We start from the raw sequence: 25,633 nt of genomic DNA on the forward strand, positions 1-25,633 counted from the left end.
ATTTAGTTTTGCTTTGAAAAAGTAACATTGAAGCCTCTAAATACAAGGAAAGGATTCTTCTATGAGTAAAAATCAAAATCAGAATGAAGGCGTTCAACGAGGTTTAAAAGATCGACATCTTTCCATGATAGCAATAGGAGGGTGTATCGGTACTGGACTATTTATGACTTCTGGTGGTGCTATTCATAGTGCTGGTGCGTTAGGTGCACTATTAGCATACGCCATTATTGGTGCCATGGTCTTTTTCTTAATGACATCATTAGGAGAAATGGCAACATATTTACCAGTTTCTGGTTCATTTAGTACATATGCAACACGTTTTGTTGATCCATCATTAGGATTCGCATTAGGTTGGAATTACTGGTTTAACTGGGTTATTACAGTAGCTGCAGACGTTACAATTGCAGCACAAGTGATTCAATATTGGTCACCAATGCAAGGTGTACCAGCATGGATTTGGAGTTGTATATTCCTTGTTATTATCTTTGCATTGAATTCACTATCGGTTAGAGTATACGGAGAAAGCGAATACTGGTTTGCATTAATTAAAGTTGTAACTGTTATCATATTTATCATTATAGGTTTATTAACTATTGTCGGAATCATGGGCGGTAAATTTGTAGGCTTTGAAACATTTACAAAAGGCGAAGGCCCAATATTAGGTGGTAATTTAGGCGGTAGTTTATTATCAATTTTAGGTGTATTCTTAGTTGCAGGGTTCTCTTTCCAAGGTACTGAGTTAATAGGAATCACAGCAGGAGAATCTGAAAATCCAGAAAGAGCTGTACCTAAAGCAATTAAACAAGTGTTTTGGAGAATATTACTATTTTACATTCTAGCGATATTTATTATAGGTATGTTAATTCCTTATGATAGCAATGCATTAATGGGAGGAGATAGCAGCGTATCAACGTCTCCATTTACATTAGTATTCCAAAATGCAGGCTTAGCATTTGCAGCATCATTTATGAATGCTGTTATATTAACTTCCGTATTATCCGCAGGTAACTCAGGTATGTACGCTTCTACAAGAATGTTATATTCTATGAGTAAAGATAAATTAGCATATGCATCATTCTCAAAAACTAATAGAAATGGTGTACCTTATATTTCTCTAGCAATCACTGGAATAATTGTAATTATTATCTTTTTATTACAACATTTAAGTGGTGATGCTTATGACTATATTGTAGCTGCTAGTGGTATGACTGGCTTTATCGCGTGGGTAGGTATTGCAGTCAGTCATTATAGATTTAGACGCGCATTTGATAAACAAAATTATGATAAGTCTAAATTGAAATATAAAGCTAAATTATTCCCATTTGGTCCAATATTTGCTGGATTCTTATGTGTTATTGTTATTTTAGGTCAAGATGTTGATTTCATTAAGACTGGTGATTTTGATATCAATAGATTTATCATTACTTATATGGGTATCCCAGTATTTTTAGCATTCTTTATTTATCATAAAGTAAGATATAAAACTAAAAAAATTCCATTAGAAAAAGTGGATTTACGTCAAGATGTGTCTATGGAAGAAGTAAGACATCATGATTAAATAAAAAAATAGTTGACGAATACATTAATAGTTGGTATGATTAGTAACGTTGAATACGAAACGAACCAAGTAGAAGCTCCCGCTTCTCACCTGTAGCGACGCTGTAAGCAGTTGGCAGGTTAATCATGTTACACAATTAATGTGTGAAGAAGAGCGGGTAGTGATACTCGCTCTTCTTTTTGCTTGGGACAATTTCGTAAAATACTGGGAGGTGTCAACCATAGCAAAAGATCAAACTCAAATTAATGAGAAAATTCGCGCGAAAGAACTTCGTTTAGTAGGTCAAGATGGTGAACAAATTGGTGTCAAATCAAAACAAGAAGCTTTAGAAATGGCTGAACGTGTTGATTTAGATTTAGTAATCGTAGCACCAAATGCTAAACCACCTGTTGCTAGAATTATGGATTACGGTAAATTCAAATTCGAACAACAGAAAAAAGAAAAAGAAATGAAGAAGAAACAAAAAACAATTAACGTTAAAGAAATTCGTTTAAGTCCAACAATTGAGGAACACGATTTCCAAACAAAATTGAAAAATGGACGTAAATTCCTTTCTAAAGGCGATAAATGTAAAGTTTCAATTCGTTTCAGAGGTCGTGCAATTACGCATAAAGAAATTGGTCAACGCCAATTAGAAAAATTTGCTGAAGAATGTAAAGACCTTGCTACTGTAGAACAGAAGCCTAAAATGGAAGGCCGTCAAATGTTCCTTATGTTAGCACCAATTAATGAAAAATAATTAAATTAATTTCTAGGAGGAAATGAATCATGCCTAAAATGAAAACTCACCGTGGAGCAGCAAAACGTGTTAAAAGAACTGGTTCAGGTCAATTAAAACGTTCAAGAGCTTTCACATCTCACTTATTCGCAAACAAAAACACTAAACAGAAACGTCAATTACGTAAAAGTAGATTAGTTTCTAAAAGTGATATGAAACGCGTAAAACAATTATTATCTTATAAAAAATAATGAAATTAACGATTATCGATTAATAACGTAGATAGAATCTAAGGAGGAATTTAATATGCCACGAGTAAAAGGTGGAACAGTAACAAGAGCACGTCGTAAAAAAACGATTAAATTAGCTAAAGGTTACTTCGGTTCAAAACATACATTATATAAAGTAGCTAAACAACAAGTCATGAAATCAGGTCAATATGCATTCCGTGACCGTCGTCAACGTAAACGTGATTTCCGTAAATTATGGATTACACGTATCAATGCAGCAGCTCGTAAACATGACATGAGCTATTCAAAATTAATGAACGGCTTGAAAAAAGCTGACATCGATATTAACCGTAAAATGTTATCTGAAATTGCTATTTCAGACGACAAAGCTTTCGGTGAATTAGTATCAAAAGCTAAAGACGCTTTAAAATAAATTAATCTTTGATAAGATAGGAAAACCTTTCTAATCTTTATCAAATTATAAAAGCTGAGACATTTTATGATGTCCCAGCTTTTATTTATATTTCTTCGACCAAATATTATATTTAACTATAATTTTATAAAACAATGAAAAGTTATAAATCGCGATTTGAAAATAAGTTTGATAGAATGAATTCATAAAAGTAAGTATAAAGGAGAAAAGTATGTCTAAATTTGATGAGCAAATTATTGTAGTACCAAGAACAACTCTTTTTGACAATGAAACAAATGCGTTTAATGGCTTTCTATCGAAAAGTGATGTAAAAGGCGATAATATTTTTAATTCATTAAGTCATTATGAAGTTAAACGTAGAGGAGATATGGAAGAAAACCCAGACTATAAACAACTTATCTCATATTGTCTTTTAGAAAACCAAAATGGCGAAATTCTCGTTTATGAACGCCTATCTGGTGGAGGAGAAGAACGTTTACATGGACAATCATCTATAGGTGTAGGTGGACACATGAATGATGTTGTCGGAGCAGATTCAATCAATGAAGTATTACGAGTCAACGCTCAAAGAGAATTAGAAGAAGAAGTAGGTCTATCTACAGAAGATTCTCAAAATATGGAATATATTGGATTCATAAATGACGATAATAACGACGTTGGTAAAGTTCACATGGGTGTTGTTTTTAAAATCACTGTGAATTCTAACGATGTAGAAGCTAAAGAAACAGACACTTTAAGAATTAAATGGATTGAAAAAGGAAAAATTGAATCTTATGATGACTTTGAGACATGGAGTGCATTAATTCTTCAAGATTTATAATAATTGAGGTGCAAAATGAATGTCAGATATCATTCCGTTTCCATTATCAGAGGGAAAATTAAAAAAAGAAATCAAACAAGCTGAGTTAACGCAAAATTTTGATGAAATGTATAATCTATTTGAACAATATGAAAGTCAATTCGATTTAGATGAAAATTTGGCTATGACAAAATGCAACATGTTATATCAAATGAATGCATTTTTAGAATTGAGAGAAGAAGCAATCATCTTATTAAAAAAAGGTTTAAACAGATATGATGATTTAATGATTTATTACGTTAAAAGTTTAAATGGATTAGAACAATACTATGAAGCTGTTGAAGTCATAAATCAAATTATAGATGAAGTGCGTGATCATAAGACAAGAATGGAGTTATTTCCTTTAAAAGAATATGCACAAGCTCAGTTACAATCTAATAAACAACAACTTTCACAATCTTTAACTGAATTTAATCACTTAAGTACCAGAGAACAAACTCATATCTTACTTCAATTAATAGATAATGGACATTTTGACTTTAAAGAATCGATAAATTATTTATTAAACAATTATTCCTTTGAAAATAATATTATAAGTTTAATGATAGAGTATTTAAGATTCGCTCAATCAGAGGAGCCTATAAGAATTGATAAATACGGTTATACATCAGAAATTAAACCAAAAGATTTAAAAGGTCTTGAACATACAACTATGAAAACTCGAATTATACCTGAAGTGATTAATCAATTAGAAGACGGTGCTTTACATATTGTAGACGAGGCGAACCACATTATGAACAATTATTCTATATTATTATATCCTCTTAATATAGAAGAAATATTTACCATTGATGAATGGACAAACGCATATGATGTTTATTTTAAAGGAATGATTGGTATAGAAAAGAATGTGGTGAAAGAAGAGGCATTAACTTTTATAAAACAATTAGAAAGTTGAATTCGAATTTAATTTCTTGCAAAAGAGAAATAAATCATTTAACGTGAAATTTAATTGAAATAAGTAGTAAATAATTTCACAAACGTTGCAATTTCAATGTTTGTGTACGTAATTGACCTATGCTATAATAGGGAAGTTGAAAAAATAAAATAGTTATTCATGGAGGTATTTATACATGACAGCAACTTGGGAAAAAAAGGAAGGTAACGAAGGATTATTAACAGTTACTGTTCCAGCAGAAAAAGTAGATAAAGCATTAGATCAAGCATTTAAAAAAGTAGTTAAACAAATTAATGTACCTGGATTCCGTAAAGGTAAAGTGCCTCGTCCAATTTTCGAACAACGTTTTGGCGTTGAAGCGTTATATCAAGACGCAGTAGACATTTTATTACCTGAAGCTTATGGTGAAGCAATTGATGAAACAGATATTAAACCTGTTGCTCAACCTGAAGTTAATGTAACTCAAATTGAAAAAGGTAAAGATTTCATTTTTGAAGCTACTGTAACTGTTGAACCAGAAGTTAAATTAGGTGACTACAAAGGTTTAGAAATTGAAAAACAAGAAACTGAATTAACTGATGAAGAATTAGAAGAATCAATTAACCATAGTTTAAGTCATATGGCTGAAATGGTTGTTAAAGAAGATGGCGCTGTTGAAAATGGCGACACTGTTAATATTGATTTCAGCGGATCAGTTGATGGTGAAGAATTTGAAGGTGGACAAGCTGAAGGTTACGACCTAGAAGTTGGTTCAGGTTCATTTATCCCAGGTTTCGAAGAGCAATTAGAAGGTATGAAAACTGGAGAAGAAAAAGATGTAGTAGTCACTTTCCCAGAAGAATACCATGCTGAAGAATTAGCTGGCAAAGAAGCTACGTTCAAAACAAAAGTAAATGAAATTAAATATAAAGAAGTACCTGAATTAGACGATGAAGTAGCTAATGAATTAGATTCTGAAGCAAATTCAGTTGATGAATACAAAGAAAATTTACGTAAACGTTTAGCTGAACAAAAAGCAACAGAAGCTGAAAACACTGAAAAAGAAGAAGCTATTAACAAAGCAACTGAAAATGCTACTATCGACATTCCTCAAGCAATGATCGATACAGAATTAGATCGTATGGTTCAAGAATTTGGCCAAAGAATTCAACAACAAGGTCTAGACTTACAAACTTACTTCCAAATTTCAGGTCAAAATGAATCTCAATTAAGAGAACAAATGAAAGACGATGCAGAACAACGTGTTAAAACAAACTTAACATTAACTGCAATTGCTGATGCTGAAAATATCGAAGTTACTGACGAAGATATCGATAAAGAATTAGAAAAAATGAGCGAACAATTTAATATCTCTGTAGAAGATATTAAAAACACATTAGGTAATACTGATATCGTGAAAAACGATGTTCGTATTCAAAAAGTAATTGACTTATTAAAAGATAATGCAAAATTAGTTGAAGGTAGTAAAGAAGACTAATTTATAGATATCCTCTACAGCAACAAACATTTAATATTATTATTCTTATATTAATAATTGGAAGGTTTAATAAGATAATCTATCTTGTGGGGTGGGGCCATGAGTTCAATCTATAACAGTTTGAATTCAGTCCCACTCTTTCCTATTTTTTAAGCAAATAAATTGAATGTTATTATGTTGCATTATAGAATGCTATCTAGTATAGTCTTTATGGAATAGGGGTGTAGAAAAGAATGTTCAAATTCAATGAAGATGAAGAAAATTTAAAATGCTCTTTCTGCGGTAAAGATCAAGATCAAGTTAAGAAATTAGTTGCAGGAAGTGGCGTGTATATTTGTAATGAGTGTATTGAACTATGCTCAGAAATCGTTGAAGAAGAATTAGCACAAAATTCTTCTTCAGAAGAATTAACAGAATTACCAACTCCTAAAGAGATTATGGACCATTTAAATGAATATGTAATCGGTCAAGAAAAGGCTAAAAAAGCTTTATCTGTAGCTGTATATAATCACTATAAACGTATTCAACAACTAGGCCCTAATGAAGATGATGTTGAATTACAAAAAAGTAATATCGCATTAATCGGACCAACAGGTAGTGGTAAAACATTATTAGCACAAACATTAGCTAAAACATTAAATGTTCCATTTGCAATTGCAGATGCTACTAGTTTAACTGAAGCTGGCTATGTTGGTGACGACGTTGAAAATATCTTATTACGCTTAATTCAAGCAGCAGACTTTGATATAGACAAAGCTGAAAAAGGTATTATATACGTTGATGAAATTGACAAAATTGCAAGAAAATCTGAAAACACATCAATTACACGAGATGTTTCCGGTGAAGGTGTTCAACAAGCACTATTAAAAATCTTAGAAGGTACGACTGCTAGTGTACCTCCTCAAGGTGGACGTAAGCATCCGAACCAAGAATTGATTCAAATTGATACTACAAATATCTTATTCATCCTTGGTGGTGCATTTGATGGTATCGATGAAGTAATTAAACGTCGTTTAGGTGAAAAAGTAATTGGATTTGCTAGTAATGAAGCAGACAAATATGATGAAGAAGCATTACTAGAACAAATTAGACCAGAAGATTTACAGTCTTATGGTTTAATTCCAGAATTTATCGGTCGTGTTCCAATTGTAGCTAACTTAGAAACGCTAGATGTAGATGCACTTAAAAATATATTAACTCAACCTAAAAATGCATTAGTTAAACAATATACTAAAATGCTTGAATTAGATAACGTTGAATTAGTATTTAGCGATGAATCTTTATCTGCTATTAGTGAAAAAGCTATTGCACGTAAAACAGGGGCACGTGGTCTTCGTTCAATAATTGAAGAAGCACTAATTGATATTATGTACGATGTACCATCATCAGAAGATGTTACTAAAGTCGTCATTACCGAAAAAACAATCAATGATGAAGTTGAACCTGAATTATATGATTCAGAAGGTAATCTAATTAATGATAGTAAAACATCAGCATAAATAACGTTTAAATAGAGTCACATGTTTGTGGCTCTATTTTTTTGTTTAGAAAATGAGTGATTTACTTCTATTTGAAAATGTAGGATGACATTAATATAGGAGTAATGGTAAAGTGTTAATGTGAGAAATAAGTAAAGAGAGGATCACCAATGAAAATTAATCCTAATAATATAGATTTAATTATAAGTGCTGTCAAAGAAGAACAGTACCCAGAAACAGAAGTACCAGAAGTTGCATTAAGCGGACGTTCAAATGTGGGGAAATCATCATTTATTAATAGTATGATAGGTCGTAAAAACATGGCAAGAACTTCACAACAACCTGGTAAAACTCAAACATTAAATTTCTTTAATATCGATGACCAGCTTGTGTTTGTAGATGTGCCCGGTTACGGATATGCGAAAGTAAGTAAAGTACAACGTGAAAAATTCGGCAAAATGATTGAAGAATATTTAACAACACGTCAAAAATTACAACTCGTTATCCAACTTGTTGATTTGAGACATAATCCAACTGAAGATGACGTGCTCATGTATAATTATTTAAAACACTTTGATATACCGACGCTAATTATATGTACTAAAGAAGATAAAATTCCTAAAGGGAAAGTACAAAAGCATTTAATTAATATTAAACATAAATTAGATTTAGAAGATGGCGATACGATTGTAAGTTATTCTTCTGTCAAAAATAATAAACAACAACAAATTTGGGATCTTATCGAGTCTTATTTATAATTACTTTAAATATTCACAGAAACATTTCAATATATACAATATTTTTATGAGGTATAAAGAAATTAGTAACAATTTTGACAAAAAATTGAATGTAGATTAGAATCTTTCTAATTTATTTGAGCAATCGACTTAATAAAAGATTCAAATGTGTTATACTTGTGTTATTGTAAGTATATGGAGGGCGTTATAAATGCATTTTATAGCAATAAGCATTAATCATCGAACTGCTGATGTAGCACTAAGAGAGCAGGTTGCTTTTAGAGATGATGCCTTACGATTAGCCCATGAAGATTTATATGAAACTAAATCCATCTTAGAAGATGTTATTTTATCTACATGCAATCGTACTGAAGTATACGCCGTTGTTGATCAAATCCATACAGGTCGTTATTACGTCCAAAGATTTTTAGCACGTAAATTTGGATTTGAAGTAGATGATATTAAAGATATGTCAGAAGTTAAAGTGGGGGACGAAGCAGTAGAACATCTATTGCGAGTTACTTCTGGATTAGATTCTATTGTACTTGGTGAAACACAAATTCTTGGTCAAATGCGAGATGCATTTTTCTTAGCTCAAGAAACAGGTACAACAGGAACAATTTTTAATCATTTATTTAAACAGGCTATTACTTTTGCTAAAAAAGCGCATAGTGAAACTGATATTGCAGATAATGCTGTTAGTGTTTCATATGCAGCTGTTGAATTAGCTAAAAAGGTATTCGGAAAACTAAAACACAAACAAGCTGTCATTATTGGTGCAGGGGAAATGAGTGAATTATCACTCTTAAATCTTTTAGGATCAGGAATTACAGATATAACTATTGTTAATAGAACTTTGAGTAAAGCTAAAATCTTAGCTGAAAAACATCAAGTCAACTATCAATCTTTAGATGAATTACCAACTTTATTACAACATGTTGATATTGTCATCAGTTCTACAAGCTCAGAATCATATATCATTACCAACGATATGATTGAATCTATTGCTAATCATCGTAAATTAGATTCTTTATTACTCGTTGATATTGCAGTTCCACGAGACATAGAACCAGGTATTGATGCCATTAACAATATTTTCAACTACGACGTAGATGATTTAAAAGGACTCGTAGATGCGAACTTAAGAGAACGTCAGTTAGCTGCACAAACTATTGTTGAGCAAATACCTAGTGAAATTGAAACTCATAATGACTGGGTAAATATGTTAGGTGTGGTACCAGTTATTAGAGCATTACGTGAAAAAGCAATGAATATTCAATCTGAGACTATGGAAAGTATTGATAGAAAGTTACCTGATTTATCAGAAAGAGAAAGAAAAATCATTTCTAAACATACGAAAAGTATTATTAACCAAATGTTAAAAGATCCAATTAAGCAGGCTAAAGAATTAAGTAGTGATAAGAAAAGTAACGAAAAATTAGAGCTCTTTCAAAGCATTTTTGACATAGTAGCTGAAAATCCTTATGAACAAGCAAGACAGCACAAAGAAAGTAAGGCTAAAGAAATTTCGGCTCGTCGAATTTTTAGTTTTGAATAAGCATATTAATATGGTGATGATATGCAAGAAAACCTGTTTATTAGATTTCATGAAATAATATTAATTATATATTTGATAAGCATTGTTTGCTATTTTCTAGATTTTGTACGTAAAAGTCATAAGATTAGAGTATTTGGCATGTATACATTAGGGATTGTTTGGGTTTTACAAACAATCTCTTTATCTGTTTTTATTATACAAACAAAACATGTGCCATTAGGTTCTTTATTCGACGTATTTTTCTCGTTGACGTGGATTATTATTTCAATATCACTGATTTTGAATTTAATAAAAACATTAAATTTTTCTGTTTTCTTTTTAAATTTAATTGGTTTTATCCTTATGGCAATGATTACGTTTGAACCTAACAGATATCATAGCCAAGTTCAGCAAATTGCAGTAATCAATGAATTATTACTTGTTCATATAGGTTTAGCTATATTGAGTTATGCCTTTTTTGCACTAGCATTTGTAAATTGTTTACTTTATATCATTCAATATCGTAATTTAAAAGAAAAGAATTTTGATCAAAAATACTTTAGAATCGGAAGTGTAGCCACACTTGAATCTATTGTATTTTTTACAACTTTAGCAGGTTGGATTATACTCATAATTAGTATTATTTTAGGCGCTCAATGGGGTGTTTTCTCTGTAGGAGAACGAATCTTTATTGATCCTAAAGTTATCTTTTCAACTATCATTACAATATTGTATGGTATTTATTTAATATTTAGAGTGAGAAAAGTTTTCATTCAAAGATATCTTATATACTTTAATATTATTTTATTCTGTTTATGCATGATTAATTTGTTTTTTACTACTCATTTCTCAATAATTAATAGTAGTTAAAATTAATAGCATTGAAATATATAATAAGATTGAGTGATTGTTTAGGAGGCAGCAAAATGCGTAAGTTAGTGGTTGGATCTCGAAGAAGTAAACTAGCCTTAACACAAAGTCAACAATTTATAGATAAATTGAAACAAGTACGACCTGACTTAGATATAGAAATTAAAGAAATAGTAACTAAAGGTGACCGTATTGTTGATAAACAGTTATCTAAAGTTGGTGGCAAAGGTTTATTTGTTAAAGAAATCCAAAACGAATTATTCAATAAAGAAATAGATATGGCTATACATTCTTTAAAAGACGTTCCAAGTATTATTCCAGAAGGACTGACATTAGGATGTATTCCTGATAGAGAAATTCCATTTGATGCATATATTTCTAAAGATCATACTCCTCTAAGAGAGTTGCCAGAAGGAAGCATCGTTGGAACAAGTTCGTTAAGAAGAGGTGCTCAAATTTTAGCCAAATATCCACATTTAGAAATAAAATGGATTAGAGGTAATATTGATACACGTCTAAAAAAATTAGAAACCGAAGATTATGATGCAATTATACTTGCCGCTGCTGGATTAAAACGTATGGGTTGGTCAGATGATATAGTGACAACTTATTTAGATAAAGATATTTTACTTCCAGCCATTGGTCAAGGTGCATTAGGTATTGAATGTAGAAGCGATGATGCTGAATTGTTAGAGCTTTTAAAAGAAGTTCATAACGAAGATGTAGAAAAATGTGTGACTGCTGAAAGAACATTTTTAGCTGAGATGGATGGTAGTTGCCAAGTTCCTATCGGTGGCTATGCTACGATTAATGGCAGTAAAGAAATAGAATTCACAGGATTAATCATGACACCTGATGGTACTGAACGATATGAACATACTGCTATAGGTACTTCTCCAGTAGAACTTGGTAGAGAAGTTAGTCGTGTTTTAAAAGAACAAGGTGCTTATGAAATTATTAGGAAATTAAATGAAGAACAATAATCTTCGAGGTGACACTTAAAAATGAGACCAGTTGTAGTTATGACACAAACAAGTAAATTTCAAAGTGATTTGGTTGAGATTATTCATAAACCATTTATAGAAATACAATCACTTTATTTTGATGAAAACTTGTTAAAAAATAACTATGACTGGCTTATTTTTTCGTCTAAAAATGCAGTCAAATATTTTTTAAAATATATGAATTTGGTAAATTATCAAAAGGTAGCTGCAATAGGTAAAAAAACTGCTGAATATTGTCAATCATTAGATATATCAGTAGATTTCATTCCAATTGATTATTCACAAGAAGGATTTATAAATCAATTCTCAGAACACAATCAAAAGATACTTTTACCATCAAGTAAACAAGCTAGACCGTATTTATATGATGAGTTATCAAAAACAAATGATGTAGTTAAAATTGATTTGTATGAACCTATACCTAATTATCAAAATATCAAAGAAGTGAAATCTCTAATCAATAATCACAAAATTGATGCTTTAACATTTTCAAGTTCGTCTTCAGTGCGTTATTATTTTAATGAAGACCCGATACCTAAGTTTGATCATTACTTTGCAATTGGTAAGCAAACGGCTGAAACACTTCATTCTTTTAATCAAACAGTAAAGATTGCAAATAAACAAACATTAGCGTCGATAATAGATAAAATATTAGAAAGTAGGGACAAAAATGAAATTTGATAGACATAGAAGATTACGTTCTTCTCGAACAATGCGAGATATGGTGCGAGAAACACATGTTAGAAAAGAAGATTTAATTTATCCTATATTTGTAGTTGAAAAAGATGACGTGAAAAGTGAAATTAAATCACTACCAGGTATATATCAAATAAGCTTGAATTTATTACACGAAGAAATAAAAGAAGCTTATGATTTAGGTATTAGAGCAATTATGTTCTTCGGTGTACCTAATGAAAAAGATGATGTTGGTTCTGGTGCATATGATCATAATGGTGTTATTCAAGAAGCAACTAGAATAGCTAAAAAAATGTACAGTGATTTATTAATCGTTGCAGACACATGTTTATGTGAATATACAGACCATGGCCATTGTGGCGTCATTGATGATCATACTCATGATGTTGATAATGATAAATCATTACCTTTATTAGTTAAAACAGCTATTTCTCAAGTAGAAGCAGGTGCAGACATCATAGCACCAAGTAATATGATGGATGGCTTTGTAGCAGAAATTAGACAAGGATTAGATGATGCAGGATATCAAAATGTACCAATTATGAGTTATGGTATTAAATATGCATCAAGTTTCTTCGGTCCGTTTAGAGATGCAGCTGATTCTGCTCCTTCATTTGGAGACCGTAAGACATATCAAATGGATCCTGCCAATCGTTTAGAAGCACTTAGAGAATTAGAAAGTGATTTAAAAGAAGGTTGTGACATGATGATTGTTAAACCAGCTTTAAGTTACTTAGATATTGTTCGCGATGTTAGAAATAATACTAATATTCCTGTTGTTGCATATAATGTAAGTGGGGAATATAGTATGACAAAAGCAGCTGCTTTAAATGGTTGGATTGATGAAGAAAAAGTAGTTATGGAACAAATGGTTTCAATGAAACGTGCTGGTGCAGATATGATTATTACTTACTTTGCTAAAGATATTTGCCAGTATTTAGATAAATAACCAAATGATTAATAAAGAGGAGGCAAATACAATGGGATATGAAAAATCAATTAAAGCAATGGAAGTTGCTGAAGACTTAATGCCAGGTGGTGTTAATAGCCCGGTTCGTGCTTTTAAATCAGTAGATACACCAGCTATTTTTATGGATCATGCAGAAGGTTCAAAAATTTACGATATAGATGGTAATGAATATATCGACTATGTACTTAGTTGGGGACCACTTATTTTAGGTCATAAAAATAAACAAGTTATTGAAAATCTTCACAAAGCTGTAGATAATGGTACGAGCTTCGGTGCTTCAACATTACAAGAAAATAAATTAGCGCAATTAGTAATTGATCGAGTTCCATCAATTGAAAAAGTTAGAATGGTATCATCAGGAACTGAAGCAACATTAGATACGTTAAGATTAGCACGTGGTTATACAGGACGTAATAAAATAGTTAAATTTGAAGGATGCTATCATGGACATAGTGATTCATTATTAATTAAAGCAGGGTCAGGCGTTGCTACATTAGGTTTACCAGATTCACCTGGTGTTCCAGAAGGTATCGCTAAAAATACTATCACAGTTCCTTATAATGATCTTGAATCTTTACGTCTTGCTTTTGAAAAATATGGTGATGACATTGCGGGTATCATCGTTGAACCAGTAGCAGGTAATATGGGTGTTGTTCCTCCAGTTGAAGGATTTTTACAAGGTCTAAGAGATATAACTAATGAATATGGTTCTCTGTTGATATTTGATGAAGTTATGACTGGTTTTAGAGTAGGTTATAATTGTGCTCAAGGATATTTTGGTGTAACACCTGATTTAACATGTTTAGGTAAAGTTATTGGTGGAGGTTTACCAGTAGGCGCATTTGGTGGTAAAAAAGAAATAATGGATCAAATAGCTCCTGTAGGAAATATTTATCAAGCGGGTACTTTATCAGGTAATCCTTTAGCAATGACAAGTGGCTACGAAACTTTAAGTCAATTAAGACCAGAATCATATGATTATTTCAATGAATTAGGTGACTTACTTGAAAAAGGACTAAAAGAAGTGTTTGCAAAACATAATGTTCCAATTACTGTTAACCGCGCAGGTTCAATGATTGGATACTTCCTAAATGAAGGTCCAGTTACAAACTTCGAACAAGCAAATAAAAGTGACTTAAAATTATTTAGTGAGATGTATAGAGAAATGGCAAAAGAAGGCGTATTCTTACCACCATCTCAATTTGAAGGTACATTTTTATCAACTGCACACACTCAAGAAGATATTGAAAAAACAATTCAAGCCTTTGATAACTCATTAAGTCGAATTGTAAAATAACTAACTATTTAAAATAGAAATTGATGTTTTGAATTATATTAAAAGAGCCATACTTTTTGCTAAGCAAATGAGTATGGCTCGTTTAATATATAGCTAGTATTGGTATAATAAAATAACGTAATTATAATAAATCCTGATACTTTAATAAAGGTAGTGTGTGAATGAAAACAATATATATAAATAACCTGATAATATTGGTATTATCTGTGTTGATAAGTTTGCTTCTAAAAGTATCACATATCTTATTGCCATTTATGTTCGGTCCTATCATAGCCGCCATTTTATGTATTAAAGTATTTAAATTAGATATAAAATGGCCATTTTGGTTAAGCCAAATCGGATTGATTTGTTTAGGTGTACAAATTGGTTCTACTTTTACTAGAACTGTAATAAAAGATATTCAAGCAAGCTGGTTTTCAATTGTATTAGTGTCAGTATTATTATTAGTTTTAGCATTATTAATTGCTTATTTCTTTAAAAAAATAGCTAAAGTTAATACTGAAACGGCTATATTGAGTGTGATTCCAGGAGCATTGAACCAAATGTTAGTCATGGCTGAAGAAGATAAAAAAGCGAACATACTGGTAGTGAGTTTAACACAAACATCACGTATTATATTTGTAGTCATCTTAGTCCCATTAATTTCATATTTCTTTAAAAACGATCAAAGTAGTGAAGGACATATAGTTAAAGCACAACCGCTAACTCATGTACTAAATTTTTGGCAAGTTTGTATATTAATTGTCTCCATTATTTTAGTATATTGGCTAATGACAAAAATTAATTTTCCTACAAAACAGTTATTAGCACCAATTGTTGTATTAATTATATGGAATATATCTACTGATATTACTTTTGCATTAGACAACTGGTTACTCGCTTCTGCACAAGTAATCTATATGATTAGAATAGGATTACAAATTGCAAGACTACTTTCAGATTTAAAGGGAAGAATTTCGGTTGCTATTGCATTTCAAAATATAATGCTCATTATAGCTGCATTTATAATGGTATGTGTATTACATCTATTCACGCATGATTCTATTAATGAATTATTCCTAGGGGCTGCCCCAGGAGGTATGAGTCAAATAGTGTTGGTTGCTATTGAAACTGGTGCAGATGTAGCTATGATTTCAAGTTATCATATATTTAGAATCTTTTTTATATTATTTTTAATAGCGCCTTTAATCAATTATTTCCTAAAATATAGAGCTAGACAGCAATAAATTATAATAAGCGCATATAAATGGTGTGATTGTATACCAATTATATGCGCTTATATTATAGCCAGTTAATGCTTAGGTTTTTGAGGGCAGTCTTTTAAATGTGCATCATATAGACCTGCAGCTTCTAAAAATGAAAATACTGTGACTGGACCTAGAAATTTAAATCCGTATTTCTTTAAATCTTTAGAAAGTTGAGTTGCACGTTCATCAACGGTAATTCGATCTTCAGGTACTTCATATCCCAAATCTATAGGTTTACCATCAACATATGACCATAAATAGTCACTAAAGCTACCATAATCTTGTTCAATTTTTAAATAACCTTTAGCTTGGCCAATAATAGCTTCTATTTTTTTACGGTTATGAATAATATTAGGAAAATCCATTAATCTATCGACATCATCTTCAGTCATTGATGCAACTTTTTCAGGTTCAAATTGATAAAAAGCTTCCTCATACGATGCTTTCTTTTTTAATATAGTAAGCCAGGACAGTCCAGCATGTTGAGATTCTAAGGCTAATAATTTAAATAAATCTTTGCTATCATACATGGGTTGTCCCCATACTTGATCATGATATTCAATATAAATAGGATCTTTAGTACCAAAGGCACAAGGGTTCATAAAATTCCTCCTAATAGATTGACTTATGTGAATTTCCATTATACTATAATTAAGTAAATGAATATAATGTTTGGGAAGAGTAGGTTTTAATTACTTATTAGAGAGTGTATGGTTGGTGAAAATACATAGATAATTGTTACTGAAGGTAGCCCACTAAGTTCTTTTGCTGAATAATTGTATCGATAGTAGGCAAAAGCGTGTTTGAGCGTTAATCAATTCTAGAGTGCTCGAAAGTATAGGATAAGATAAAATCTTAATCTAAAATACTTTCTTGAATATAGGTGGTACCACGGAACATCCGTCCTATGATAATAGGAAGGGTGTTCTTTTTTATTTTTTGAGGAGGAAACAACAATATGGAAATGAAACCAAAATATAATCCACGCGAAGTAGAAGCGGGAAGATATGATGAATGGGTGAAAAATGGTTACTTTAAACCATCAGAAGATACAAATAAAGAAACTTACACAATAGTAATTCCACCACCTAATGTGACCGGTAAATTACATTTAGGTCATGCTTGGGATACTACATTACAAGATATTATTACACGTATGAAACGTATGCAAGGATATGACACGTTATATTTACCAGGTATGGACCATGCCGGAATTGCTACTCAAGCTAAAGTTGAAGCTAAACTTAATGAACAAGGTATTTCTCGTCATGATATCGGTCGTGAGAAATTTTTAGAACAAGCTTGGGATTGGAAAGAAGAATATGCTTCATTTATTCGCCAACAATGGTCTAAATTAGGACTTGGACTTGATTATAGTAGAGAACGTTTTACTTTAGATGATGGCTTAAGTAAAGCTGTTAAAAAAGTATTCGTAGATCTTTATAATAAAGGTATTATCTATAGAGGAGAACGTATTATTAACTGGGATCCTCAAGCGCGTACTGCATTATCTGATATTGAAGTTATCCATGAAGATGTTCAAGGTGCGTTTTATCATTTTAAATATCCATATGCAGACGGCGATGGATATATTGAAATTGCAACGACTCGACCAGAAACAATGTTAGGTGATACAGCGATTGTTGTTAACCCTAATGATGAAAGATATAAAGATGTTATAGGGAAAAAAGTTATATTACCAATTGTGGGAAGAGAACTACCTATTTTAGCAGATGAATATGTCGATATTGAATTTGGTTCTGGTGCAATGAAAGTAACACCTGCACATGATCCTAATGACTTCGAAATTGGTCAACGTCATGATTTAGAAAACATCATCGTTATGGATGAAAAAGGTCATATGAATGATAAAGCTGGAAAATATGAAGGACTTGAAAGATTCGAATGTCGTAAACAACTAGTTGAAGATTTAAAAGAGCAAGATTTAGTTATTAAAATTGAAGAGCACGAACATTCAGTAGGACATTCTGAAAGATCTGGTGCTGTAGTCGAACCATATTTATCAACACAATGGTTTGTAAAAATGAAGCCATTAGCACAACGTGCGTTAGATAATCAAAAAACTGATAATCGTATCGATTTTTATCCTCCTAGATTTGAAAATACTTTTAATCGTTGGATGGAAGAAATTCGTGATTGGACTATTTCAAGACAATTATGGTGGGGCCACCAAATTCCTGCTTGGTATCATAAAGAAACAGGTGAAATTTTTGTAGGTGAAAGTGCGCCAGAAGATATTGAGAACTGGACTCAAGATGAAGATGTTTTAGATACATGGTTCTCAAGTGCGCTATGGCCGTTTTCAACTTTAGGTTGGCCAGATACTGATGCTGATGATTTTAAACGTTATTTCCCTACCAATGCGCTTGTAACTGGTTATGATATTATTTTCTTCTGGGTAGCTCGTATGATTTTCCAAGGTCTTGAATTCACAGATCGTAGACCTTTTAATGATGTTCTATTACATGGTTTAGTTAGAGCAGAAGATGGACGCAAAATGAGTAAGTCTCTTGGTAATGGTGTAGACCCAATGGATGTTATCGATGAATATGGGGCAGACAGTTTAAGATACTTCCTAGCTACTGGTTCAGCACCAGGTCAAGATTTGCGTTATTCAACAGAAAAAGTTGAATCTGTGTGGAATTTTATTAATAAAATTTGGAATGCAGCACGATTTAGTTTAATGAATATTGGGGAAGAATTTAATGTTGAAGATATCGATTTATCTGGTAACTTATCTTTAGCAGATAAATGGATTTTAACTAGATTAAATGAAACGATTGCGACAGTGACTGATTTAAGTGATAAATATGAATTCGGTGAAGTAGGTCGTGCGTTATATAACTTCATTTGGGATGAGTTCTGTGATTGGTATATTGAAATGAGTAAAATACCAATGAATGGTGAAGATGAAGAACAAAAACAAACAACACGTTCTGTACTAAGTTATGTATTAGATCGTATTATGAGAATGTTGCATCCATTTATGCCATTTGTTACTGAAAAAATTTGGCAAAGCTTGCCTCATGAAGGAGAAACAATTGTTAATGCAGCATGGCCTACAGTAAACCAAGAATTAATGTTTGATGATAGTAAACAAACGATGCAACAACTAGTTGAGATTATTAAATCAGTAAGACAATCACGAGTTGAAGTTAATACACCTTTATCTAAAGCGATACCAATTATGATTCAAGCTAAAGATGAAAATATTAAATCAACACTTACTGAAAATGCTGATTACATTGAACGATTCTGTCATCCTAGTGAATTAAATATAGATGTGAATATCGAAATTCCTGAAAAAGCTATGACTTCTGTAGTATTAGCAGGCAAAGTCATTTTACCTTTAGAAGGATTAATTGATATGGATAAAGAAATTGCTCGTTTAGAAAAAGAATTAGATAAATTGCAAAGTGAACTTGACCGAGTAGATAAGAAATTAGCCAACGAAAACTTTGTAAATAAAGCACCCGAAAAAATTATTAATGAAGAAAAAGAAAAGCAAAAGCATTATAAAGAAAAATATGATGGTGTTAAAGCAAGAATTGAACAATTAAAATCATAGGAGTATGTGTCATGAATTACCTTGAAAGCCTTTATTGGATACATGAAAGAACGAAGTTTGGCATCAAACCAGGCGTGAAACGTATGGAATGGATGTTAGAAAAACTAAATAATCCTCAAGATAATATAAAAGGAATACATGTTGGTGGTACGAATGGCAAAGGTTCAACTGTGGCTTATTTAAGATCAGCATTGGTTGAGAATAATTATGAAGTAGGGACTTTTACTTCTCCTTATATCGAAACATTTAATGAGCGTATAAGTTTAAATGGCCAACCAATTACAAATGACGAGATTGTTGAACTTGTCTCTCGTGTAAAACCTGTAAGTGAAACTTTAGAACTAGAAACTGAGCTTGGTAATGCAACAGAATTTGAAATTATTACAACGATGATGTTTTTATATTTTGGAGAAATACACCCTGTTGATTTTGTTATTATCGAAGCGGGCTTAGGTATAAAAAATGATTCAACGAATGTATTTAATCCAATTATTTCTATTTTAACGAGTATAGGTTTAGATCATACTGATATTTTAGGAAATAGTTATTTAGATATAGCTAAAGATAAAGGTGATATCATTAAACCTAATACACCGATAATATATTCTGTGAAAAACGAAGATGCTTTGAAATATATTCGTGACTATGCAGTTGAACAAAATGCAACACCTATTGAACTGGATAGAGAAATTGTTGTAGTTTCTCAAGACGATGAATTTACTTATAGATATAAAGATTATGAATTAGAAACTATCATTTTAAATATGCTAGGTGATCATCAGAAAGAAAATGCTGCATTAGCAATAACTGCACTAATTGAATTAAATGAAGCAGGCATTATTGAATTAGACTTTAACAAAATGATAGATGGCATCGAAAATGTAAACTGGGTAGGCAGAATTGAACAAGTTAAAGATCAACCTTTAATGATTATTGATGGTGCCCATAATAATGAAAGTGTAGAAGCATTAATTGATACTATTAAATATTATTATGGCAGAGATCAAATTGATATATTATTTTCAGCAATTAAAGGTAAACCTATTAGTGACATGTTAGATAAATTGGAAGAAATTGCTTCTAAATTTTACGTGACTGATTTTAATTTTCCTAAAGCTTTAGCAAAAGAAGAAATCATCGAGAATAAAAACATTGAAAATGTTGAATTAGTTGATGATTATACGAAGTTTATTGAAAATTATAATGGACATGGTCTCGTCATTACTGGTAGTTTATATTTTATAAGTGAAGTTAAAGCTAGATTAAATTTTGAATAAATAAGTAAGTTGCAGTATTATCCTTATATTTTAAGAGGCTTTATTAAACTGTCGATACAAATTAAAAATTGTATCGACAGTTTTTTTGTATATTAATTTTATAGAGGTTGGTTATGAATTATATAACAATTAAATATTATTTACTTATTTTATTGTTGTGATATAATGTATTTGAAAGGGGTGCTTAATGTTAGTTTATGCTTTTTTCTCTTCGATACTATTTAGTTTTTTATATCAGTTCTCGACGATAGATAAAGTAAAATTACAATATTTAATATCAAGATCAACATGTGATTATTGCAAAACAACTATTAAATATATTGATTTAATTCCAATTTTTAGTTTCCTCATACTTAGAGGTACTTCAAGGTGCTGCCATAAACGTTTGAAATATAATTATATAATTGGTGAGATCCTAGCACTGCTTCCCATACCATTGATTTATTACAATGTAATCCATACTAATCCCCAAATATATTTAACAATCTATCTATTTTTATTAATTATGTCTCTCAATGATATAGATTATTTCTCTATTAATATTCATTTTTTGATTACGTTCTTACTTATATTGTTCTTCACAAATCACACTTTTCCACATTCATTCTTTTTAACTTTTATCATTAGTCATATTTGCTATTTAATTATCCATCAATATATTGGATATGGTGACATTCTTCTCTTTAATATATTCTCTTTATTTTTACCTATTGAATATATATTTTACATTGTACTTTTCACTTTCATAATTGGAGGATTCATTTCAATCTTCATTAAAATCTTCTTGAATCCCAATATCACTCGCATTCCGCTTATTCCATTTATATTTTTATCATTTATTTTTGTATCTAGTTACTTTCCACTATTGAATGATTTTTTAGGAGGAATATTTATATGAAAATCAAAGAAATGGCAACATCAGAGAAACCTAGAGAACGTTTACTTACTTATGGTACTGACACTCTATCAAATTCTGAATTGTTAGCTATATTAATTAATACTGGTAGAAAAGGATTTTCAAGTATTGATATAGCAAATGAATTATTAAGTCATACATCGTCACTTAAAGATTTAAAAAAACTTTCTATTAAAGACTTAATTAAAGTGAAGGGGATAGGTTATTATAAAGCGATTACTTTGAAAGCAGCATTTGAATTAGGTGAAAGAATGAATCGTTTATCTCATCATGAATCCGTAAAAATAACTTGTCCAAGTGATGTAGCAGATTTAATGATGTCTAAATTAAAGGATTTAGAACAGGAACATTTTTATGTTTTATTGTTAAATTCAAAAAACGTGGTTATTAAGCAAAAATGTGTTTTTATAGGAACTTTGAACAGTTCTATCATACATCCTAGAGAAATATTTAATGTTGCAATTAAAGAATCGTGCAATGCTATGATAGTTGTTCATAATCATCCGTCAGGTGATGTGACACCTTCAGAAGAAGATATTAATACTACGTTTAGATTAAGGGAATGTGGTGTGATTTTAGGAATACATTTATTAGACCATATTATTATTGGTGATAACCAGTTCACAAGTTTAGTAGAGTTAGGGTATTTTGAAGAAGAATAAACTGTTTCTAGAATTAATTTTTAATGAATAGTATAATAAGAGAAAAGATAAGCCAGGAGGTCATTTAAATGACTATATTTCTTATAATTGGTGTATTGATTCCAATTATATTTATTATGCGATTAAATGCTAAAAACCAAGCTATGAATTTGAAATTATTTTTACACACAATTGGTTATTCTGTAGTCGGAATAGTAATTACAACAACTATCGGAACAATGGTAACGAAATCACACAACTCCATTTTACTTGTCATTATTGGATCTATTATAGTTGGTGTAATTTGGGGAGTATTACTTGCATTAAGTTATATTTTCTTTAATTTTTTATCAAATACGTTTAAAAAATAACTTAAAAAAATAAGCTATGAAGATTGAACATCACAATAAAACTGTTCATTTTCATAGCTTTTATATTATTGAATATAAGCGATCAAATTATCATAATTATCCATAAGCCATACAATACCTTGATAAACAAGATACAAACATAAAATGATAATACCAACTGATATTAAAAATCTTAATATTGATACACCTACTCTAAAGAGTAAGATAACAAGTAATACAATCAGTATGATTGATAATAAACTCATAAAGGAAACCTCCTAACAGCATGAAACTCATATTTATATCATAATAAATTTTAATAAATAAGACATCAGTCTATAGATATATCTATGATACAACCCTAGCCCTATATATTTTTACGTTGTGATTATATATAATAGTTTAAATGGAAAGGGAGGATATATAATGAGATTCATATTTAGCATAATAAAAAACATTATAGCAGTCATAGCCATTTTAATCATTATTTATATCGCATTAAAGTATGCGCCATTTTTAAGAGATCAAGAATGGAACCCTATAAGTAATCCTCCAAATCAAACAGAAAGAAATATGGATAACCCTGTTAATAATTCTAAACAACTACAACATGGTAAGCGTTATTCACTCGAAGATAATGATATTATTAAAAACGTACCGACAAGTCAAATAAAGAATGTATTTAATATGATAGATAAAAAAGAATTTATGTCAGTATCAGGTATAGGTAGAATGGGCTACAATGATGAATATTTAGCAGGCCAAAGAGGAGACGAATTTATTATATATAAATTTGGATCTGATTCTATCAGAGTTTATAATAATGAATTTGAAATGCAACAAGATTTACATGAATTAGGTCAAAATATTGAATTGAAAAATAATCAAGCTTATTAACATTAATTGTAGTGTATGTTTGAAATCATGCTCCAAATGAGTTAGCCTTTATATATAGAGTAATAAAAAGGTTGGTGTGGACAATGGTCGAAAAATCTAAAGAACAACGTGCCAACGAACAAACTAAAGCTCAAAATCTATTTGCTCGTTGGAGAAAAGAAGAAACATTATATAGTGAAGATGAGAAAAAAGAACGTAAAGAACAAGAAAAACAAGCAAAACAACAAAAAAATAATGAGTAATTAATTAGAAATAATTTGCTTTTAAGCTGCTGGCTTTAATTAAGTTAGTAGCTTTTTTATTATTTTTAACTAATAATTGGCTTGAAATATTATGTATAGAAGAAAAATGAGTTACATACCGTTTTATATACAAACTAATCAATGTTAACAAACATTAAAAAGACTAAAGCTAGAGCAAAACGCATCTTGAGAGATTTATTTTATTTTTTTAATCTTACGCATTAATAAAATTACTTTTTAATGAGAGTTAGTGCTTTATTTCATTTCAGCAGTAATATAGAATAGTAAAGAAGAATAAATTTTTAAAGTATTATAAGAGGTGTTATGGGTGCTTAAATTTTTCAAAAATAACAAACTCATTGTTGTTTTATGTGCAATAATTGTTTTTATTGCATTAATTGGTTTGTCTATTCGCTCTCAATCTCAATCACCTCCCGAGCAATATGTAGGGGATTCTGTATCTTTCGGGCAACGACTGATAAGTTATCCTGTGAATTTTGTTACTGGAGCTATTGGTAATTTTTTTAATCAGGGTGAATCAAAGGAAACGAAGAATAAAATTAAACAATTAGAAGCCAAAAATCAACAATTAGAGGCTGAAAATAAGAAGTTTAAAAAAGAACTAGATATGAAAGATATATCTAAATATGATCCGATATCTACAACAGTTATTTCTAGAAATCCGGATCAATGGATGAATACGATTGTAATTGATAAAGGATCAAAAGCTGGAATTAAAAATAACATGGCAGTTATGACTTCAGAAGGACTTGTTGGTAGAACAACTAAAGTTAACCAATTTTCTTCACAAGTAGATTTAATATCAACAAATACACGTGCTGGTAAACTATCTGTGAATATTCAACATAAATCTAAAAATGTATTTGGATTAATCGATCACTATGATGCAAAAAACGAAGAGCTAGTTATTAGTGATATCAATAATAAAGATAGTATCTCTAAGGGAGATAAAGTAGTCACTAGTGGTTTAGCCGATCAACTTCCAAGCAGTTTATATATAGGAGAAGTTACAAGTGTTGAAAATGACCAATATGGTTTAGCAAAAGAAGTAAGAGTGAAAACAGGTGCAGATTTATCTGATTTAAATCATGTATATGTTGCAAAACGTGATGCTTCAACAATTCCCGATGACGAAAGCGGGGATAACTAATGCGGGGAATTTATTATTTCTTAATTGGGATTATTTTATTCTATATAGATACAGTGATAGGAATAGTAATCCCAATACATTTCGGTAAAATTGACGTGATATTTGTGCCACACTTAACTTTAATGTATTTATTAATTTTAACGATATACCGAGGTTTTGGTGTAGCTGTTATACTTGCGATATTCTTCGGCCTTATTACTGACTTGTATTTAGGAAGCATTTACGGATTGTATATGTTTGGTTACATTTTAGCAGTAGTAATTATGGATAGACTCTTTAAAATATTTTACAGAGACACAGTGATGTTGTTCATTGTAATTCTATTAAGTACTATATTTTTAGAAATTTATGTTGCCATTATTTATGGTGTAATAGGGTTTATCCAATTTAACCTATTGGAGTTCTTATTATTAAGATTACTACCAACATTCATTCTTAATTTAATATTGTTAATTATTTTGTATCCTATTATGTTAAAGTTTATGAGAAAAATTCAAAACAAGATTGACAGTAGAATATAACTAATGGTAAGATGCAGTAG

General features: G+C 30.6%; 27 protein-coding genes and 2 other annotated features. Of the genes, 25 read left to right on the forward strand and 2 right to left on the reverse strand.

Features of this window, described 5'->3' with window-relative positions:
* The first annotated feature begins 61 nt into the window (after positions 1-61).
* The 16 genes from NSQ15_RS05475 to NSQ15_RS05550 all read left to right on the forward strand — a co-directional run bounded on the left by NSQ15_RS05475 (position 62) and on the right by NSQ15_RS05550 (position 15,988).
* A complete protein-coding gene (locus NSQ15_RS05475) occupies positions 62-1,558 on the forward strand; it encodes an amino acid permease (RefSeq protein WP_046466789.1) in 1,497 nt (498 codons plus the stop codon).
* Positions 1,559-1,619: 61 nt separating this feature from the next.
* Positions 1,620-1,743 (forward strand) — a sequence feature (ribosomal protein L20 leader region).
* Between the two features lie 26 nt (positions 1,744-1,769).
* Entirely contained in the window at positions 1,770-2,297 is a 528-nt protein-coding gene (gene infC, locus NSQ15_RS05480; protein ID WP_026083528.1) for a translation initiation factor IF-3, read from the forward strand.
* 29 nt (positions 2,298-2,326) lie between these two features.
* On the forward strand, positions 2,327-2,527 hold the full coding sequence (gene rpmI / locus NSQ15_RS05485; RefSeq protein ID WP_002451769.1) for a 50S ribosomal protein L35: 201 nt from the start codon (positions 2,327-2,329) through the stop codon (positions 2,525-2,527).
* Between the two features lie 55 nt (positions 2,528-2,582).
* Positions 2,583-2,939 (forward strand): 50S ribosomal protein L20, encoded by a 357-nt coding sequence (gene rplT, locus NSQ15_RS05490; protein ID WP_017638201.1) that lies wholly within the window; start codon positions 2,583-2,585, stop codon positions 2,937-2,939.
* 211 nt (positions 2,940-3,150) lie between these two features.
* Complete coding sequence (locus tag NSQ15_RS05495) at positions 3,151-3,759, forward strand: NUDIX domain-containing protein (protein WP_017638200.1); 609 nt, start codon at positions 3,151-3,153, stop codon at positions 3,757-3,759.
* A gap of 19 nt (positions 3,760-3,778) precedes the next feature.
* On the forward strand, positions 3,779-4,696 hold the full coding sequence (locus NSQ15_RS05500; RefSeq protein WP_340746995.1) for a hypothetical protein: 918 nt from the start codon (positions 3,779-3,781) through the stop codon (positions 4,694-4,696).
* A 175-nt stretch (positions 4,697-4,871) separates the two neighbouring features.
* Positions 4,872-6,173 carry a trigger factor gene (gene tig, locus NSQ15_RS05505; RefSeq protein ID WP_029055679.1) on the forward strand — a complete coding sequence of 434 codons (1,302 nt, stop codon included), beginning with the start codon at positions 4,872-4,874 and terminating at the stop codon, positions 6,171-6,173.
* A gap of 233 nt (positions 6,174-6,406) precedes the next feature.
* Positions 6,407-7,672 carry an ATP-dependent Clp protease ATP-binding subunit ClpX gene (gene clpX / locus NSQ15_RS05510; RefSeq protein WP_340746996.1) on the forward strand — a complete coding sequence of 422 codons (1,266 nt, stop codon included), beginning with the start codon at positions 6,407-6,409 and terminating at the stop codon, positions 7,670-7,672.
* Between the two features lie 149 nt (positions 7,673-7,821).
* Complete coding sequence (yihA, locus tag NSQ15_RS05515) at positions 7,822-8,409, forward strand: ribosome biogenesis GTP-binding protein YihA/YsxC (RefSeq protein ID WP_017638197.1); 588 nt, start codon at positions 7,822-7,824, stop codon at positions 8,407-8,409.
* A gap of 190 nt (positions 8,410-8,599) precedes the next feature.
* A complete protein-coding gene (gene hemA, locus NSQ15_RS05520; protein ID WP_340746997.1) occupies positions 8,600-9,946 on the forward strand; it encodes a glutamyl-tRNA reductase in 1,347 nt (448 codons plus the stop codon).
* Positions 9,947-9,967: 21 nt separating this feature from the next.
* On the forward strand, positions 9,968-10,795 hold the full coding sequence (locus NSQ15_RS05525; RefSeq protein ID WP_340746998.1) for a cytochrome c biogenesis protein: 828 nt from the start codon (positions 9,968-9,970) through the stop codon (positions 10,793-10,795).
* A 56-nt stretch (positions 10,796-10,851) separates the two neighbouring features.
* Entirely contained in the window at positions 10,852-11,778 is a 927-nt protein-coding gene (gene hemC, locus NSQ15_RS05530) for a hydroxymethylbilane synthase (RefSeq protein WP_124760112.1), read from the forward strand.
* A 21-nt stretch (positions 11,779-11,799) separates the two neighbouring features.
* On the forward strand, positions 11,800-12,480 hold the full coding sequence (locus tag NSQ15_RS05535) for a uroporphyrinogen-III synthase (RefSeq protein ID WP_029055681.1): 681 nt from the start codon (positions 11,800-11,802) through the stop codon (positions 12,478-12,480).
* Positions 12,470-13,444, forward strand: a complete 975-nt coding sequence (hemB, locus tag NSQ15_RS05540) for a porphobilinogen synthase (protein WP_070453943.1) — start codon at positions 12,470-12,472, stop codon at positions 13,442-13,444. The genes NSQ15_RS05535 and hemB overlap by 11 nt, the downstream gene beginning before the upstream one ends.
* Positions 13,445-13,475: 31 nt before the next feature.
* Complete coding sequence (gene hemL / locus NSQ15_RS05545; protein ID WP_124760111.1) at positions 13,476-14,762, forward strand: glutamate-1-semialdehyde 2,1-aminomutase; 1,287 nt, start codon at positions 13,476-13,478, stop codon at positions 14,760-14,762.
* A gap of 161 nt (positions 14,763-14,923) precedes the next feature.
* Positions 14,924-15,988 (forward strand): AbrB family transcriptional regulator, encoded by a 1,065-nt coding sequence (locus tag NSQ15_RS05550; protein WP_340746999.1) that lies wholly within the window; start codon positions 14,924-14,926, stop codon positions 15,986-15,988.
* Positions 15,989-16,053: 65 nt separating this feature from the next.
* Here NSQ15_RS05550 and NSQ15_RS05555 read toward each other — a convergent pair whose 3' ends face one another.
* The gene (locus NSQ15_RS05555; RefSeq protein WP_029055685.1) at positions 16,054-16,611 is read right to left on the reverse strand and encodes a DNA-3-methyladenine glycosylase I; all 558 of its coding nucleotides are present in this window, start codon (positions 16,609-16,611) and stop codon (positions 16,054-16,056) included.
* 57 nt (positions 16,612-16,668) lie between these two features.
* Positions 16,669-16,920 (forward strand) — a binding site (T-box leader).
* 47 nt (positions 16,921-16,967) lie between these two features.
* On the opposite strand from NSQ15_RS05555, the gene NSQ15_RS05560 reads away from it, so the two are divergent.
* From NSQ15_RS05560 to NSQ15_RS05580, 5 genes are all read left to right on the forward strand, one after another.
* Positions 16,968-19,598 (forward strand): valine--tRNA ligase, encoded by a 2,631-nt coding sequence (locus NSQ15_RS05560; RefSeq protein ID WP_070453939.1) that lies wholly within the window; start codon positions 16,968-16,970, stop codon positions 19,596-19,598.
* Between the two features lie 11 nt (positions 19,599-19,609).
* On the forward strand, positions 19,610-20,875 hold the full coding sequence (locus tag NSQ15_RS05565; RefSeq protein ID WP_029055687.1) for a bifunctional folylpolyglutamate synthase/dihydrofolate synthase: 1,266 nt from the start codon (positions 19,610-19,612) through the stop codon (positions 20,873-20,875).
* A gap of 187 nt (positions 20,876-21,062) precedes the next feature.
* Positions 21,063-21,773, forward strand: a complete 711-nt coding sequence (locus NSQ15_RS05570; protein ID WP_083279991.1) for a prepilin peptidase — start codon at positions 21,063-21,065, stop codon at positions 21,771-21,773.
* On the forward strand, positions 21,770-22,453 hold the full coding sequence (radC, locus tag NSQ15_RS05575) for a RadC family protein (protein ID WP_017637600.1): 684 nt from the start codon (positions 21,770-21,772) through the stop codon (positions 22,451-22,453). Before NSQ15_RS05570 ends, radC begins: the two co-directional genes overlap by 4 nt.
* Positions 22,454-22,521: 68 nt before the next feature.
* Positions 22,522-22,803 (forward strand): hypothetical protein, encoded by a 282-nt coding sequence (locus tag NSQ15_RS05580; protein ID WP_070453924.1) that lies wholly within the window; start codon positions 22,522-22,524, stop codon positions 22,801-22,803.
* Positions 22,804-22,868: 65 nt separating this feature from the next.
* Here the strand turns inward: NSQ15_RS05580 and NSQ15_RS05585 are convergent, their stop codons facing one another.
* Positions 22,869-23,048 carry a hypothetical protein gene (locus NSQ15_RS05585; RefSeq protein WP_217193942.1) on the reverse strand — a complete coding sequence of 60 codons (180 nt, stop codon included), beginning with the start codon at positions 23,046-23,048 and terminating at the stop codon, positions 22,869-22,871.
* Positions 23,049-23,208: 160 nt separating this feature from the next.
* Here NSQ15_RS05585 and NSQ15_RS05590 point away from each other — a divergent pair, with 160 nt between their 5' ends.
* The 4 genes from NSQ15_RS05590 to mreD all read left to right on the forward strand — a co-directional run bounded on the left by NSQ15_RS05590 (position 23,209) and on the right by mreD (position 25,613).
* Positions 23,209-23,679, forward strand: a complete 471-nt coding sequence (locus NSQ15_RS05590; RefSeq protein WP_340747000.1) for a DUF4930 family protein — start codon at positions 23,209-23,211, stop codon at positions 23,677-23,679.
* 83 nt (positions 23,680-23,762) lie between these two features.
* Positions 23,763-23,921: a hypothetical protein gene (locus tag NSQ15_RS05595; protein ID WP_017637050.1), complete on the forward strand. Its 159-nt coding sequence runs from the start codon at positions 23,763-23,765 to the stop codon at positions 23,919-23,921.
* Between the two features lie 328 nt (positions 23,922-24,249).
* The gene (gene mreC, locus NSQ15_RS05600; protein ID WP_029055695.1) at positions 24,250-25,092 is read left to right on the forward strand and encodes a rod shape-determining protein MreC; all 843 of its coding nucleotides are present in this window, start codon (positions 24,250-24,252) and stop codon (positions 25,090-25,092) included.
* Complete coding sequence (gene mreD / locus NSQ15_RS05605; RefSeq protein WP_017637052.1) at positions 25,092-25,613, forward strand: rod shape-determining protein MreD; 522 nt, start codon at positions 25,092-25,094, stop codon at positions 25,611-25,613. The genes mreC and mreD overlap by 1 nt, the downstream gene beginning before the upstream one ends.
* The last annotated feature ends 20 nt before the right edge of the window (positions 25,614-25,633 follow it).

It is taken from the genome of Staphylococcus sp. FSL W8-0774, from assembly GCF_038006785.1.
In the GTDB taxonomy this organism is placed as follows: domain Bacteria; phylum Bacillota; class Bacilli; order Staphylococcales; family Staphylococcaceae; genus Staphylococcus; species Staphylococcus pasteuri.